Origin of the sequence: Streptomyces capoamus (assembly GCF_014654935.1) — a bacterium.
Taxonomy (GTDB): Bacteria; Actinomycetota; Actinomycetes; order Streptomycetales; family Streptomycetaceae; genus Streptomyces; species Streptomyces capoamus.
This window is the reverse complement of the sequence record NZ_BNBF01000001.1, coordinates 74,844-89,296: the sequence shown is the minus strand read 5'-3', so window position 1 is coordinate 89,296 and position 14,453 is coordinate 74,844. Positions and strand designations below refer to the sequence as shown.

4 protein-coding genes and 2 pseudogenes are annotated in these 14,453 nt (G+C 76.6%); all 6 read right to left on the bottom strand.

Going from position 1 to position 14,453, the window contains the following annotated elements; translation table 11 throughout:
• A pseudogene (locus tag IE312_RS38310) lies at positions 1 to 534 on the bottom strand (class I SAM-dependent methyltransferase); the annotation flags it as partial.
• Positions 531 to 1,712: a glycosyltransferase gene (locus IE312_RS00405; RefSeq protein ID WP_189977143.1), complete on the bottom strand. Its 1,182-nt coding sequence runs from the start codon at positions 1,710 to 1,712 to the stop codon at positions 531 to 533. The gene IE312_RS00405 and the pseudogene IE312_RS38310, both read right to left, overlap by 4 nt.
• Positions 1,709 to 2,503, bottom strand: coding sequence for an alpha/beta fold hydrolase (locus tag IE312_RS00400; RefSeq protein ID WP_189978177.1), 795 nt, complete (start codon positions 2,501 to 2,503; stop codon positions 1,709 to 1,711). The genes IE312_RS00405 and IE312_RS00400 overlap by 4 nt, the downstream gene beginning before the upstream one ends.
• A gap of 9 nt (positions 2,504 to 2,512) precedes the next feature.
• Positions 2,513 to 2,833 (bottom strand): acyl carrier protein, encoded by a 321-nt coding sequence (locus tag IE312_RS00395; protein WP_189977141.1) that lies wholly within the window; start codon positions 2,831 to 2,833, stop codon positions 2,513 to 2,515.
• Positions 2,830 to 7,895: pseudogene (locus IE312_RS44625) on the bottom strand (beta-ketoacyl synthase N-terminal-like domain-containing protein). Before IE312_RS44625 ends, IE312_RS00395 begins: the two are co-directional and overlap by 4 nt.
• Position 7,896: 1 nt before the next feature.
• Positions 7,897 to 14,453: type I polyketide synthase (locus IE312_RS00380; protein ID WP_189977139.1), on the bottom strand; the 6,557-nt coding region annotated here is incomplete at its 5' end.

Below are 14,453 nucleotides of genomic sequence, written 5' to 3'. Positions count from 1 at the left end.
GTGGTCCACGCGGCCCTCGCGGGCGGCCAGTTCGACGCCGTCGGTGAAGTCCAGGCCGTCGAAGACCGTGCCGGGCAGGACGGTGCGGGCGGTCGCGCAGAAGTGGCCGTGGCCGGTGCCGACGTCCAGCCAGGTCCCCGGCGCGGGGTCGTGCGGCAGCATCGCCTCGGCGCGGTCCCGGTACATCGCCGTACGCCCGCCGAAGGTCCCGCTCATCCGCTGCTCGCCGAGGCCGTCGTAGAAGTCCCGGTAGTAGAACTCCAGTCCTTCCTCGGTCAGCCGGGGGTTCTGGAAGACGTGCCCGCAGTCGGCACAGCGGTCCAGCGTGAACCGGCCGGGCTTGTGCTGCAGCAGATCGCTCGTGCGCAGCCGCAGGACGAGCCGCCCGGAGGAACACCACGGGCACGTGGAGCGCCGCGGGCCGAGGAAACGGTCGGTCCCGGCGTCGAGATCGGCCTGGTAGGCAGGGCGCAGGGCGGCGATACGACGCGTCTTGTGCCCGGCGTCCGGGTCGTCTTTCCGTGTGCGGGTCATCGGGGCTCCGCTGCGAGTCGTTCCAGGTGGGCCGCCGCCACCGGGGCGCCGCCCGCCGCGCGGAACGCGGTGCCGATCCGGGCGGCGGCGGCCCGGTGGGCGGTGTCGTGCAGGACGGTGTCGAGGGCCTCGCCCAGCCGGGTCGCGGTGACCCGGCCGAAGCGGACCCGGACGCCCGCGCCGGAGTCCACGACCTGCCCCGCCACCACCGGCTGGTCGTCCCGGATCGGTGCGACGACGAGCGGGACGCCGTGCCACAGGGCCTCGCAGACGGTGTTGTGGCCCGCGTGGCAGACGACGGCGTCCATCCGCCGCAGCAGGGGAAGCTGGGGCACGGAGGGCAGGGCCAGGACGTCCTTGTCGTCCGGTGCCACGGGCAGCGCGCCGGCCGGGTCGGCGATCACGGCCTGCACCCGGTCGGCGCGGTCGCGCAGCGCGGCCAGGCAGGCGGCGAGGAAGCGGTCGCCGGTGCCGGCGTTCGCGGTGCCGAGGGTCACCAGGACCCCGGCCCGGCCGTGGTCCAGCCGTTCCCAGGGGAAGTCCGGTCCGGCCGGGCGGCCGGCGAGCGAGGGGCCCACGTACCGGATGTGCGCGGCCGACGGCGCCCGCGGCCCGATGAGTTCGGGGGTGCTGAACACCAGCAGCAGGTGGGGGGAGGAACGCGGGTCCGTGGTGCCGGCGGGGTCGCCGATACGGGCGCGCAGCCCGGCCAGCCGCTGCCGGATCCAGTCGGCGACCTTGGGCAGGCCGTCGTAGGCGCCGCCGAACTCGGCGGACGTGGTCGCCGACGTGGCCCAGGGCAGGCCGAGCCGCTCGGCCACCAGCGCGCCGGCGAGGGCCTGCTGGTCGGCGACTACCACATCGGGGCGGAACGCTGCGACGGCCGCGCGGACCCCCGGTGCCATCGCGTCGGCGAGCGGCAGCAGATACCACTCCCACAGGAACCGCAGCGCCTCCGCACCCCGCAGTTCCGGCGGCCGTACCGCGCCGTCGGCGCCCGGCACCGGTCCCGCGCAGGCGAACACCGCCGCGTCCGCGCCCGCGAGCCGGCGTACCAGTGCCGGGTCGGCACACGCCCAGGCCACCCGGTGGCCGCGCGCGCGGAGCCGGGCGGCGACACCGACGGCGGGGTTGATGTGCCCGGTCAGCGGCGGGACGACGAACAGGAACCCGCTCACCGGGCCCCCGCCCCCGCCGACACCAGGTCGAGGACGTGCGCGCCGACCGGGCCGGGCGCCTCCACCAGGACCGAGTGCTCGTGCCCGGGCAGGACGACCGCCCGGAAGTCCGGCAGCAGCCGCCGCTGCACCGGGACCAGCTCCGCCAGGTCCGAGTCGCCGCCGTACACCCCGAGGACCGGGCAGCGTACGGCCCTGATCTGGTCCTCGGTGAGGACCCGGCTGGCGGGGATGTCGAGGCCGAGACTGGTCTCACGGGCGAGGCGGGCCGCACCCCTGGCGAGCCGGGCGGTGTTGTGGCCGCGGTGGGCGGTGATCCAGGCGATCGCGTCGGGCTCGTTGTGCGCGAGTTCGGTCACCACCCGGCGCAGGATGCCGCCGAGCTTGGCGGCCCAGGCGGCCGTCGCCGGCTCGGACTCGATCAGGGTCAGGCTGGCCGCGCGGCCGGGATGGCGGGCCGCGTACCCGAACGCGATCGTGCCGCCGTAGGAGTTGCCGACGAGGTGCACGGGCCCGGTGACGTCCAGCCGGGCGAGGAGCGCCTCCAGGTCGTCGATGTTGTGGTCGAGGGTGTAGCCGTGCGCCGGGCGCTCGCTGCGGCCGTGGCCGCGCAGGTCGTACATGACGACGTCGAGCCCGGCCGCCGCGAACACGGGTGCCACGGTGAAGTAGTAGCTGGCCAGGCTGTCGGTGAGCAGCCCGTGCACCAGGACGACGGTGGAGTGCGGGGTGCGGCCGTCCCGGGGGCCGGTCCGCTGGACGTGCAGCCGGATGCCGCCGGCGTCGACCATCGCCACGGCTCAGACCGTCCGGCCCGTGTCGAGGCTCCCCGCCACGTAGGCCACGAGCCGTCCGACGGTCAGCTCGATGATCTCGTCGAACTCCATGCCGGCCAGGAACTCGGCGAGGTTGACCCGCTGTCCGTACCGTTCTTCCAGCAGCCCGGCCAGGGTGACGAGGTCGATGCTCTCCAGCTCCAGGTCGCGGTTGAAGGTGGTGGACATGCCGATCTCCACGTCGTCGTCGCCGTACTCCGCCAGGACCGTGCGGAGCATGCCGGTGACGTCGGCGAGGACGGTGTCGGCGGTGGGCTGCGCCGGGGCCGGCTGGGTGGGGTTCATCGGGGGTACTCCTCGGCTGCTGGGTCGGCGGGTGCGTCGGCTCGTGCGTCGGGGGGTCCGGCGTCCGGCCGACCGGGCGGGCCGTCGTCGGCTCCCGGTCCGGTCGTCCAGGCCACCACGTAGGCGCGCCGGGGCAGGGCGGGCGGGTTGGCCACGGGGGCGCAGTGCACGGTGTAGGCGCGTTCCAGACGGCCGGAGACGAGGAGCCGGCTGCCGTCCGGGGCGGCCTCCAGCACGGTGAAGTCCCGGGGGCGGCCGCCGAACCCGGCGCCCTCCGCCTTGGCGACGGCCTCCTTGGCGGCCCAGAACCGGGTGAACCACACGGCCTGCCCGTCACCGCGGTCACCGCCGACGCCTCCGTGGCCTCCGTGGCCTCCGTGGCCTCCGTGGCCTCCGTCGTCGCCGTCGTCGCCGTCGTCGCAGTGGGCGCGCAGGAGCCGCAGTTCGGCCGGGCCGAGCGCGGTGGTCAGGGTCCCCGGGTCGCGGTCGGCGACCTCCTCGATGTCGATGCCGGGGCCGGGCCGCGGGCGCTGCGGCCGTACGATCGCCACGGCGGCCTCGGCCCGGTGGGCGAGCGAGACGTCCAGCGGGGGCAGCTCGCGGCCGTGCACGCCGGTGACGTACGGGCGGCCCAGCGCGTCATTGCCGACCCGCAGCTCCGCCGGGAAGACCGGCCCCTCGCCCTGCTGCCAGAGCCGGTGCCGTACGGCGTCCTTGACCGCGATCCGGCCGAGCAGCCACTGCCGGCGCCCGCGCGGCGGGCGCTCGGCGTACGCGGCACGCTCCGCGCCGCCCAGCGAGTTGCGCATGATCAGCTCGCGGGAGGCCAGGTCCGGCCACCGCTCGTGCACCAGCGTCCAGCCGCCGGGCAGGGCCGTGGAGAGGGTGTGGCGCTCGGGGAAGCGTTCGACGGGCCGGGTGGTGGGGTCGTTGTCGAAGCGGCGGTCCTGCCAGCCGGTCAGCCGCGCCCAGACCCGGCCGCCCACGGTCAGCTCCGCGTCCGCCTCCAGCACGGTGTCCGTGAGGGAGGTGATGCGCAGCAGGCAGTGGACCCGGGTGCCGGGCTCCGGGTGCGGTCCGTGGAACCGCGCCTCGCCCAGCTGCACCGGGAAGACGACGGTCCGCTCGGTACGGGTCGCCATGATCCAGTAGCCGAGCAGCTGGCCCACGTTGTCGAGCAGCGCGCCAGGGGCCGCGGGCGTGGTGATCACCCCGCGCACGTGCCGCTCACCCAGCGCGGTCAGCTCGCTCAGGCCCTGGAAGCCCGGGCCGTGGAACATCCAGCGGTCGCGGTAGAGCTGGGCGGCGGTGTGGTCGGGGACCCGTTCGGGACCGGCCGGGAGCACGCCCGGCGGGGGCGGTGCCGGGTGGTGGGGGGCGAGTTCGACCACGGCGCGGGCGGTGGGGCCGAAGGTGACGGTGACCCGGTCGCCCGGGCGGTCGGGGTCCGGTGCGACGGTGACGGGCACGTCGACCGGGGGTACGGCGGTGAGCCAGCGGTCGAAGCGGGCGCCGTGCACGGCGACGGCGCGCAGACCGGGGGCCGCCGTCTCCGCGGCGTCCATCATGTGCCGCACGATCGTCGTCGCCGGGACGACCGGCCACCGGTCCTCCAGGTCCGGCCAGCCGGGACGCTGCGGGAAGAAGCAGTGGTCGAGGAGGTGGGGCATGGAGCGGGCGGACACGTGCAGGGTCGTCGTGGTACCGGCGAGGGTGAACGCGCCTGTACCTGCCCGGCCCTCCTTGCCTCCCCGGCCCTCCGCACCGGCAGCTGTGATCAGTTCGGCCGCCGTCGTGGCGGTGTCGTGCAGGAGCGCGGTGAGTTCGGCGGCGGCCGGGTGGTGGGCGGCCAGGGCGTCGAGGGCGGGGGCGCCGGGGCACGCGGGGTGCGCGGACTCGCGCGTGACCGGCGTCGGGCGCAGCTCGGCGCGCAGGGCCTCGCGGGTCGGGCCGTCCAGGGAGACCAGGGCGCTGCCCAGGTCGAGGCGGACGGGCGGGCGGCCGACGGGCGGCCGGGCTGCGTGAGCCCGGTGCGGTGCGGACGGTACCGCCGGCACGGACGGTATGACGGCCGCCCCGGCCGTCCACAACGCGGTCGCCACGCGCCGGAGTTGGGCCAGGCCGCTGTGGTGGGGCGAGTTGGCGGCGACGGCCAGGTGGTCGCGGTCGCCCAGGGTGTCGCCGATCAGGGAGGGCAGCCGCCCGGAGCCGGTCTGCACGAAGACGCGGTGGCCGGCGTCGTACAGGGCCTCGGTCAGCTCGCGGAAACGGACGGGCTCCAGCAGGTGCCGGACGAACAGGTCGCGGACCGCCGCTTCGTCCGCCGGGAAGGGCGCCGCGGTGGTCCCCGACCACACCGGCACGGTCGGCGGGTGCAGCCGGAACCGGCCGGCGGCCTCCTTGATGGGCGCGAGGTACGGTCCGAGCATCGGCGTGTGGAAGCCGGACCGGAACGGCAGCACCTGGCAGAGCACGCCCTCGGCGCGCAACGCCCGCGCGAACTCCGCCACGGCCGGGCCGGGGCCGCAGACCATGGACTGACGGGGCGCGTTGTCGTGGGACAGCACGATGCCGGAGTCCCGCCAGGCGCCGGCCAGAGCGGTGCGGACGTGGTCCGCGGAGCTGCCGACGGCGGCGAAGGCCAGGCCGGGGACGGTGACCGAGTCCGGGTCGAACCCGGCCATGAACGCGTCCACTTCAGCGGCCGCATAAAGCCCGGCCGCGGCCATGGCGGTCCATTCGCCGACGCTGTGCCCCGCGACCGCGTCCGGTACGACACCCATGCGGCGCAGGGCCTGGTCCAGCAGGCGGCCCACGCCTACGACCCCGAAACCGTGCCGGCCGATGTCGCCCACCCGGACGTCCGGGCCCGCGCCGGCGGCCGGGGACAGCCCGAAGTGGGCGGCGATGTCGTCGGTGCGGGGCGCGAAGTCGGCCTCGAGGCCGGGAAAGACGAACGCGACCTTGCCGCCGGCGCGGCCGAGCAGCGGTCCCGGACGGAACCAGACGTCACCGCGGCCGTGCCAGGCGCGGCCCTTGGCGACCGCGCGCCGGGCCAGGGCGAGCCGTTTGGCGGTCGGGTCCACGATCCCGAGCCGGACCGGGCCGGGCCGGCGTCGTCGTGCGGCCGTCCGGGATCGAGCCCGGCACCGAGCACGACCCTGTCCCCGGCACCGAGGAGCGCGGCGAGACCGTCCACGTCGTCGGCCGCGAGCAGGAGCACACGCTCGGGCTCGCCGACGCGGGCGGGACGTCGCCGTGCTCCGCCGACGGGCGTCGCGCCGTCCCCCGCCCCGGGCACCGCACCGGTTCCGCCGGCGGACACCACGCCGGTCGCGACGGGCCCGCCGCCGACACCGGGCCCGGAAGGCCCACGGTCGACCCCGGGCCCGGGAGGCCCACCGACCCCGCCCACAGAAGCCCCGGCCACGGCCGCCACCACGCCCCTGCCCTCTGAAGCCACGTCGGCCCCGGCCACGGACGCCACGTCGATCCCAGCCACGGAGTCCGCCACACCCCCCGACACAGGAACCACATCGACCCCGGCCACGGACTCCGCCAGGCCCCCGTTCACAGGTGTCCCGCCGGCTCGCGCCCGCCCGCGGCTGCCGCCCGGCACGGTCGCGTGGTGGGCGTCCGTCGCCTCTTCCAGCACCACGTGCGCGTTGATGCCCCCGAACCCGAACGCGTTCACCGCTGCCCGGCGGACCCGGCCGGGGCCGTCGGTGTCCCAGGGCCGGGCCCGGTCCAGGGTGCGGAAGCGGGTGGCGGCGAGGGCGGGATGGGGGTCGTCGCAGTGGAGGGTGGGCAGGAGGGTGCGGTGGTGGAGGGCGAGCACGGCCTTGACCAGGCCGGCCACTCCGGCCGCCGGCATGGTGTGGCCGATCATCGACTTCACCGAGCCGAGCACCGGCCGGTCCGGTTCCCCGGCGCCGCCCGCGCCCGGCCCGAAGACTTCGGCGAGCGTGCTGAGTTCGGCCGTGTCCCCGGCCGGTGTGGCGGTTCCGTGCGCCTCCAGCAGTCCGATCGAGTCCGGCGCGGCGGGGTCGAGTCCGGCGGCCCGCCAGGCCTGGCGGACGGCGCGGGTCTGCCCGCCGGGGTCCGGGGTGACGAGCCCCGCCGTACGGCCGTCGCCGGCGACGCCCGTGCCCCGGATCACGGCGTACACGCGGTCGCCGTCGCGGACGGCGTCGCTGAGCCGTTTCAGTACGACGACGCCGGTGCCCTCGCCGATGAGGATGCCGTCGGCGGCGCGGTGGAAGGGGCGGATGCGCTCCGTCGGGGACAGGGCGCGCAGCTGGGAGAAGACGCTCCACAGGGTGATGTCGTGGCAGTGGTGCACTCCCCCGGCCAGCATCAGGTCGCAGCGGCCGGTGGTGAGCGCGGTGACCGCCTGGTCGACGGCGACCAGGGAGGAGGCGCAGGCCGCGTCCACGGTGTAGGCGGGACCGCGCAGGTCGAGACGGTTGGCGATGCGGGAGGCGGCGAGGTTGGGCACCAGTCCGATCGCGGCGTCGGGACTGTCGGGGCCGAGCCGATCGGTGAACGCGGTCCGGATCCGGTCGAGTTGGCCCGCTGTCAGGTCGGGTAACAGCTCGCCGAGTGTCCGGACGAGTTGGTGGGCGGTGCGGACCCGCTGGTCCAGCCGGGCGAGGCCGGGCGTGAGGTAGCCGCCACGGCCCAGTACGACCCCGGCCCGGTGCCGGTCGGGCAGCCGTTCGGTGCCGCCCGCGTCGGTGAGCGCGGCGGCCGCCACGTCGAGGGCGATCAGCTGGTCGGGTTCCGCGCCGGCGACCGACGCGGGCATGATGCCGTAGCGGGTGACCTCCACCTCGGGCGGCCCGGTCACGAATCCGCCGCGCCGGCAGTACACCCGGCCGGCGACGGCGGGTCCGGCGGCCGAGCCGGGGTGGTAGTGCCCGGCGTCCCAGCGGTCGGCGGGGACCTCGGTGATGGCGTCCGCGCCGTCCCGCAGATTGCGCCAGTAGGCGTCCAGGTCGCGGGCGCCGGGCAGCAGCACCGCCATCCCGACGACGGCGACGGGTGTCTGACCTGCCGTCATGTCACCAGCCCGACGCGGTGTAGACGACGGAGCGTACGGCAGGGTCGCCCCAGGCGAGTTCGCGGAGCAGGGCCGCGGTGCCCTCCTCCGGGTCGATCAGTGCGACCCCGCGCCGGGCGTAGGCGCGCCCGAGTTCCGCGCCGACCATGCCCGGGTGGCCGGCGGCCGGTGCCCAGGGCCCCCAGTGGACGGTCAGCGCCCGCCGGCCGGTCCGGGCGGCCCAGTCGGCGCCGAGCGTCTCCAGGGCGTCGTTCGCGGCGGCATAGTCGGCCTGTCCCCGGTTGCCGAGGACGGCGGCGATGCTGCCGAACAGCACGGTGAACGCCGGCGGGGCGGGCAGTTCGTCCAGCGCGGCGAACAACGCCCCGGCCCCGGCGGTCTTCGTTCCGTAGACCCGCTGGAACGACTCGGGGGTCTTCTCGGCGATCAGGCGGTCCTCGATCACACCGGCGGCGAAGACGGCGCCGTCGAGCCGGCCGTGCTCGGCGTGGATCTCCTTGACGGCCTGGAGGACGGCGTCCCGTTCGCGGAAGTCCACCGAGCGGTAGCGGGCCGGGCTGCCGAGGGCGGTGAGTTCGGCGAGCGTGGCGGTGATCTCCCGCTGGGCCAGGATCAGTGCGGCGGTCCGGTTGATCCCGTCGGGCCCCGGGGCGTCCGGGCCCGCGGCGAGGGCGGCCCGCAGCTCGACGGGGGTGCGGGCGGCGGCGGTGTGCGGGGCCTCGGGTGCGGTGGGCGCGGGTGTGCGGCCGAGCAGCTCGATCCGGCACCGGCAGGCGGCGGCCAGGGTGGCCGCGAACCTCGCCGTGATGCCCCGGGCGCCGCCGACCAGCAGGACCACGGAGTCCCGGTCCAGCCCGAGCGCGGCGGCCTCGGCGGCCCCGTCCCCGGCGGGTCCGGCGCCGGTGCTGCCGAGCGGACCGAGCGGCGCGGGCACCAGGTCCAGACCCCGGCGGTGTCCGGGAGTGGTGTGCAGGACGACGGGGGCCGGGTCCGCGGCGCGCAGCTCGGCGAGCACCGCGTCGGCGACGGCCGCCGGGCCGGTGTCGCCCACCGCCAGCACCCGTGCCGACAGGTCCGGGTACTCGCGGCCCACGCTGCGGACGAGGCCGTCGATCCCCGCCGACCGCAGCGCGCCGGGGCCGTCGGCGGCGCGCACCGCCAGCAGCAGGCGCGGCGCGCACGCCAGCGCCGCCCGGAACACCGGGAAGGCCTCCGGCAGCACCGGGTGCTCCGGGCCGGGCAGCGCGCCCAGGTACAGGACGCCGTGGACCGGGCCGTCCGCCGCGCCGAGGAGGTGCTCGCCGTCGAGGAGCACGGTGTCGGCGCCGGACCCGGTGAGCCGCGCGGCGACCTCGGCCCTCACGGCTTCGGGGCCGCCGAGGAGGACGAACCGCTCGCCGGACGGACCGGCGGCCGTGCCGGGTCCGGGCAGCGGGACCGGCCGCAGCTCGTAGCGCCGCGGCGCGACTCCCACTATCCTGTCCGGCTCCTCCGGTTCGGAGCCCGCCCGGACCGCGCCGGCATCCGCCGTGCCGTCCGCCGCCCCCGTCCGGGCGGTCAGCCACGCCGTGACGGCCGCCGCGGTGCGTGCCTTGGCCAGCTCCTCCAGTTCGGCGTCGTCCAGGAGTTCCGCGCCGCCCGCGAGGCCCAGGCGCCGGGCGAGTTCACCCGCTATCTCGGCGCGTTTGATCGAGTCGATGCTGAGGTCGGCCTCCAGGTCCAGGTCGGGCTCGATCATGTCGACGGGATAGCCGGTGCGTTCGCTGATGATCTCCCGTACGACCCGTTCGACGACGACCGGCCCGACGACGACCGGCTCCGCGACGACCGGTTCGGCGACGACCGGTTCGGCGTCGTCCGGCGGGGCCGGCTCGGGTGCACCGGGCGGTCGTCGTGCCGGCACGGGCGGTTGCCGCACGACCGGCACCGCCCGCTCCGGGGCCGGTGCGGGCGCCACCGGCGGCGCGGGCACCGGTGCCGTGGTGCCGAAGTAGGTGAGCAGCACGTCCCGCTGGGCGGCGATCATCTCCCGGCTGGTGCGCAGGAACTCGGAGATGAGCGCGTCCCGGTCGGCGGGGGTGCCGTGCGGCTGGTCGGTCGTCACAGTCGTCTCCACCACGCGTCGGGCCGGTGCCAGGGCACCGGGCAGGAAAGCTCCGTCGGCCGTGCGGACGAGGTGTCCGTCGACCGTCCAGCCGGGCCGCTTCGGCGCCGGGGTGCGCAGCGCGTCGACCGCGTCGCGGCCCCGCAGGAGCCAGGCGGACCGCACCGGCTGCCCCGCGGCGGCGAGCCGGGCGAGGGCGTCGAGCCAGCCGGCCAGGCCGCTGTCGGCCCGGGGCTCGCAGGCGACCGTGCGGTGCGGGCGGTCGCCGAGGATCTGGCCGACGAGCCGGGTGAGGACCGTACCCGGGCCCGCCTCGACGAAGATCCGCGCCCCTGCCTCGTACATCGCCTCGATCTGCGCGGCGAAGGCCACCGGTGCGCCGATCTGGGCGGCGAGCCCGGTGCGCACGGCGTCGGGGTCCGGCGGGTACGGCGTGGCGGTGCGGTTGGCCCAGACCGGGAACTCGGGGGCGCGGACCGGTTTGTCGGCGAGCACCTTGGCGAACCGCTCCCCCGCGGCCGCCACCAGCGGGCTGTGGAAGGCGCAGGCCACCGGGATGCGGCGGGCTCCGAGCCCGGCGGCGCGCAACGCCCGTACGGTGGTGTCGACATCCTGCGCGGGCCCGGAGATCACGGTCTGCTCGGGTGAGTTGACGTTCGCGACGACGACCGACTCGGGCGCCCCGGTCGTGCGCAGGAGACGGACGACGGTGTCGGCGGGGGCGCCCACGGCGGCCATGGTGCCGGGCTCGTCGCCGGCCGCCGCCAGGATCGCTCCGGCCCGCTCGGCGCTCAGTTCCAGCAGGGTCTCCGGGTCGAGGGCGCCGGCCGCGGCCAGGGCGGCCAGCTCGCCGTAGCTGTGCCCGGCGGCGAGGTCCGGGTGGACGCCGGACGAGGTGAGGAAGGCGTGAGCGGCGAGCCCGGTGATGCCCAGTGCGGGCTGTGCCGTCCGGGTGTCGGTGAGCGCGGCCCGGTGGCGGTCACGGGCGGTGTCGTCGAAGGCGGCCGGCGGGAAGAGCCGGTCGGCCAGGGCGCGGCCGAGGTGCAGGTAGTGCCGCAGGTCGGGCAGGGCGACCAGCAGCTCGGCGAGCATGCCGGGGCGCTGGCTGCCCTGGCCGGGGAAGAGGAAGGCGACCTGGCCGGCCACCGGGTCCGCGAGGTGTGTCCCCGCGTCCGGATCCGGCCGCCCGGACAGCACCCGCCGCAGGTGCGCGGCCAGTTCCCCGGTGTCGCGGGCCACGAACGCCGCCCGGACCGGTGCGTCGGAGGTGTCGGCGCGGCGCGCCGCGGCGAGGGCGAGGTCGCGCAGCCGCCAGGGGCTGCCGTCGGATTCGGCGGCCCGCAGGAGTTCCTCGGCGTCCCGGCGGGCCGCGGCGGTGTCCCGGCCGCGCAGCAGGAACAGTTCGGCGGGCCAGGCGTCCAGCGCCTGCCGGGGCGGCGGTGCGTCCGCGTACGCGGCCAGGACGGCGTGGAAGTTGGTGCCGCCGAAGCCGAACGCGCTGACCCCGGCGAGGCGTTCGGCGGCCGGTGCCGCCCAGGGCCGGGCGGTGGTGTGGAAGACGAAGGGGCTGTCGTCCTCGTCCCAGGCCGGGTTGGGCCGGTCCAGGTGCAGGGTGGGCGGCTTGACGCCGGTGTACAGAGCCAGGGTCGCCTTGATCAGTCCGGCGAATCCGGCGGCACACTTGGTGTGCCCGATCTGCGACTTGACCGAGCCGAGCGCACAGCCGCCGGTCGCGGCCCCGGACTCGGTGAAGACCTCGCCGAGCACGGTGAGTTCGGTGCGGTCGCCGACGACGGTCCCCGTGCCGTGCGCCTCCACCAGACCGACGGCGGCGGGCGCGACCCCCGCGTTGCGGTACGCCCGCCGGAGCGCGGCCCGCTGGCCTTCGGGGCGGGGTGCGGTGAGGCCGAGGGAGCGGCCGTCGCTGGCGGAGCCGAGGCCCTTGACCACACCGTAGATCCGGTCGCCGTCGCGTTCGGCGTCCGCGAGCCGTTTGAGGACCACGCAGGCCACGCCCTCGCCGAGGGCGATGCCGTCGGCGGAGGCGTCGAAGGCACGCGACCGGCCGGTCGGGGAGAGCGCGTGGACGGAGGAGAACAGGACGTAGTCGTTGATGCCGTTGTGCAGGTCGGCGCCGCCGCAGAGCACCAGGTCGCTGGTGCCGCAGACGAGTTCCTTGCAGCCGACGTCCAGGGCGGCGAGCGAGGAGGCACAGGCGGCGTCGACGGTGTAGTTGGCGCCGCCGAGGTCGAGACGGTTGGCGATCCGGCCGGAGATGACGTTGGCGAGCATGCCGGGGAAGGAGTCCTCGGTGAGCCGGGGCAGCTGCTCGTCGAGTCCGTCGGGGACCTCGCCGTAGTACGACGGGAGGACGGCGCGCAGGGTGACGGCGTTGGACAGGTCGCTGCCGGCCTCGGCGCCGAAGACGACGGAGGTGCGGGAGCGGTCGAACTCCCGTCCGTCGTCGCCGTATCCGGCGTCGTCCAGGGCCCTGCGGGCCGCCTCCAGGGACAGCAGCTGGACGGGTTCGATGCTGCCGAGGGAGGCGGGCGGGATGCCGTAGCGCAGCGGGTCGAAGGGGACCGGCGGCAGGAAGCCGCCCCACCGGGACGCCGTGCGCCCGGCGGTGTGGTGCACGGCGGGGTCCCAGCGGTCGGGCGGGACCTCGGTGACGGCGTCGCGCCCGCCGACGACGTTCGCCCAGAAGGCGGCGAGGTCGGGGGCCTGCGGGAACATGCACGCCATGCCGACGATCGCGATGTCGAGCGGTGGGGGCGGCGGCGGTTCGGGGGTGGCGCGGGACCCGACGTGCACGGCTCGGGCCGGCGTGGCCGGCAGGTCTTGCGCGGCCGGCGTGGCCGAGAGGTCCTGGACGGCCCGGGAGGCGTCCGGCGTGGCCGGAATGTCCCGTGCGGCCTGTTCGGCCCGTGCGGCGCATGCGACCTGTTCGGCCCGTGCGGCCCGTGCGGTCGAGAAGTCGGCCGCGCCGTCGGTCACCGCGTGGTGGAGGGCCGCCACGGTGGTGGGTGCCGAGCGCAGGACGGCCACCTGGCCCGCCATGAACAGCCCGTCCTTCAGCTGCCGCTCCTCGTCGACGTCCCGCAGTCCGCCGTCGTCGGCGCGGGTCAGACCCTTGCTGGCCAGGCGCAGCCGCCCGACGTTGAGCCGCTCCAGCTCCTCCCACACCTCCCGGTCGGGCAGGCCCCCGGCCCGTAACGCGGCCTCCCGGTCGCGGTAGTCACGGGTGAACGGGCTGGGCACGCAGCGGGTGGCGTGTCCGGGCGCTGTCTCCAGCAGGGCGGTCCCGGTGGCGGCGAGCACCTGGCGCTGGAACAGCGGCCGGACGGCCCCGTGGCCGACGGCCTCCTCGGTGAACAGGTACGCGGTGCCCATGAGGACGCCGACGGCGGCGCCCCGGGCGCTGAGCGGGGCGGCCAGCGCGGCGACCATGGCCGCCGACCGGGCGTCGTGGATCCCGCCGGCGAAGAACAGCTCCAGCCGCCGCGCGGCCTCCTCGCCGGTCTCCGCCAGAAAGTCTTCCAGTACGGCGAGTTGGGCCTCCCAGAGCGCGAAGGAGGCCCGGGGGCCGACGTGCCCGCCGCACTCGGACCCCTCGAACACGAACCTGCGCGCGCCCGCTTCCAGGAACTGGCGCAGCAGCCCCGGCGACGGCACGTGCAGGAAGGTGCGGATTCCGGCCCGTTCCAGCGCCTCGGCCTGGGCGGGCCGGCCGCCCGCGACGACCGCGTGCGTGGGCCGCAGCTCACGTACGGCGTCCAGCTGGGCGGTGCGGATGTCCTCAGGTGCGAAGCCGAGCACGCCCACGCCCCAGGGCCGGCCGTCGAGCACGGCCCGCGCCTCGGTGAGCAGCTCCCGGGTCCGGGCGCCGTCGGCCAGGGCCAGTGCGAGGAAGGGCAGTGCTCCGTCCTCGGCGACGGCGGCGGCGAATCCGGTCCGGTCGCTGACGCGGGTCATGGGCCCCTGCGCGACGGGCAGCCGGGTGCCGAGCGCCCGGCTCATGGCCGAACCGGGCCGCAGCGCCGTGCCCGCCGGAGGTGTCCCGGCCGCGTCGACCTCCTGTATCGCCGCCGTGAGTCCGCGCACGGCCCCGCGCACGTCGCGCCACCGCTCGGCGAACCGGGCGGCGAGGAAGCCGTCCTGGCCCACCGGGAGCAGCCGGCCGCGCGGCTCACGGGCGCCCAGCAGGGCGGCGACCGCCTCAGGGTCGTCGGCCGGCGGCTGCGGCGTGCCAGGGCCGCGGCGCCGCAGCACCCGGTGTCCGGCGAGCAGCACGGTCTCCGAGCCGTCCAGGGACCGCAGCACCGCACGGACCGTCTCCGGCAGGTCCGACTCGGCAAGCAGAGCGAGTTGGCTGTCCAGCACGACACCGGCCGCGCCGCCGGCCACGGCGGCGGCGGCCGTGCGCGGGCCGACGCCCCCGCAGGCCCAGACCG